Here is a 2,004-nt window from a genome sequence, read left to right on the forward strand (position 1 = left end):
AACCCCGCGCCAATGCTGTCGGGCGCCAAGTCGGCTCCGGCGTTGACCGCGGCCAACCCCGACACGCCGAAGAGATCGTTGATGGTGTTGGTGTATTCACTGCGAGCCAAACGACGCATGACCGTGACCCCGGGATCCGGCGTCTGGAGACGACGAAAACCTTTCACCCACACCATCAGCGCCTGGCGTTCGCTGTCGCTGGGCTGCTCCTTGGATTTCTCAGGAGGCATTTCTCCTGAGGCGACTTCAGATCCGACCTTTTGCCACAAGGCGGAGTGGTTGAGCACCTGATCAATCGTCGCGCTGCTGCTGAGCAACGGCGCCAGATTGATGTCGCCCTTGTGCTTCTCGGCGTTGTGGCACTCGCCACAGTACTTGGACAACATCGGCCGAATCGTGCTCACGTACGTGGCGTTGATGGCATCACGTGACGACGGGCCGGAACGCTCAGAGCACCAAAGAGCCGACGACATCAGGAGTGAGAGCAACAAGGACATAACGCCGTGGACCAGCGCGCGGCGAACGACTACAGCGCCACCAAAGAACGAAGGAAATAGCTCCGCACGGTTCAGGGCCGAGCGTTGCGGGCGCCCGATTTCACTTGGGCTGCCTTTGGGAAAACGGAGTGCTCGAACAGCTGTTTCATCGTGGCGCGCACGCCACGCGACAAAGAGTTGTTCGTGTCCGTGGCGCCTCATGCCCGATGAATCCTGGGTGTGAAGGTATGCATTCATGGGTATCATTAGATGATACACCTGTTATCCGACATTGTCTCTGCCGTCACTTGCGCCCAGCCTCCGCCCCGAACTCCAGTTCGTTGGCCCAGTGTTCAAGCCAGTCGGCCATGAAACTGCCGTTACGCTTGGCAACGCTGCGACGTTTGGACAGCTCCATGCAGCCGACGCCTTGGTCGTCGTTGACGCGGAAGCTGAATTTCACCGTCTGTCCGGCATCCAGCCGGGCCTTGGTCTCCGGCATCTCGCTCCACGGGATCGAGGCCTCGGTGATGCGCCAGCCGCCCTCGTAGGTCACCACCAGTTTGGCGCCGGGTGCGGGGCCGTCGGCAGGGGACTTCAAGGTGCGCGGATAGAAGTGCTTGTGCGGCATGTCGGGGCGGCGCAGGCGCCAGACCTCGGTGCCGCCGCCGAACTTCTCCGCCACCTTGTTGAGCGCCCATTCGTAGTCGGTGCAGCTGTAGGCCATGTAGTCGGTGATCAGGCCTGGCAGCACACTGATCTTCTTCTTGCGCTCCTCCGGCAGCACGTTGAACGCGATCTGGATGTTGTCGAAGTTCGGCGCGTTGCCGGCCGGCAGGTCGGGGCCCTTGCGGTATGAATACCGGCGCATGCCCGCGGGCCAGTGCATGGCCTCCAGCCCAGGGTCCGCCGCCTTGACTTGGGCGACCCAGGGCAGCGTCGGCCAAGCAGGATAGTTGATGATTGGGTCCGTCCGCACCAACTTCGGCTGGTCGCTGACCCCGGCGCCAGCGAAGAACTCTGCGGCCAAGCCGTTGTCCTTGCCGTCCGCCTTCTGATAGAGCACGTCGCCGGGCACGACCATGCGCTCGCCGCCCGGCTCGATCCAGCTGAACACCGCCGAGCCGCCACCGCCGCCTTGGAAGTACTCGATGCGGACGGGAACGCGGACACCAACCTTCAGATCGACTTCCACCTTCGAGTCGGTGGCGCCACGTCCGATCCAGTCGTTGATCACCGGCTTGCCGTCGAGCCACACCCGCACGCCGTCGTCGGTGGTCATGATCAGGGTGTGCTTGCCGGTGGTGCGGGACTGGAGGAAGCCGCTCCAGCGGGCGCTGAAGTCCGTGGCGCCCTCGCCCTGCCGCTTGGGATCAGGCTTCCGGTACGATACCTCGGGAAAGAAGTACTGGTCGTCATCGCGCTTCTCGAAGCGCAGCGTGCCGGGATGTGGGCTGGTATCGGCGACCTTGGCGGCGAAGTAGAAGTTCTGCTCGTCCCAGGCGAGGTAGCCCAGCGCGAAGCCCTT

2 protein-coding genes are annotated in these 2,004 nt (G+C 63.2%); both read right to left on the reverse strand.

The window, feature by feature from the left end; translation table 11 throughout:
* Window positions 1-734: c-type cytochrome domain-containing protein (locus H0W40_RS19965; RefSeq protein WP_292449679.1), on the reverse strand; the 734-nt coding region annotated here is incomplete at its 3' end.
* A 46-nt stretch (window positions 735-780) separates the two neighbouring features.
* Window positions 781-2,004: PA14 domain-containing protein (locus tag H0W40_RS19970; protein ID WP_292449681.1), on the reverse strand; the 1,224-nt coding region annotated here is incomplete at its 5' end.

The organism is Methylibium sp. (genome assembly GCF_013817345.1).
Lineage (GTDB): Bacteria > Pseudomonadota > Gammaproteobacteria > Burkholderiales > Burkholderiaceae_C > Methylibium.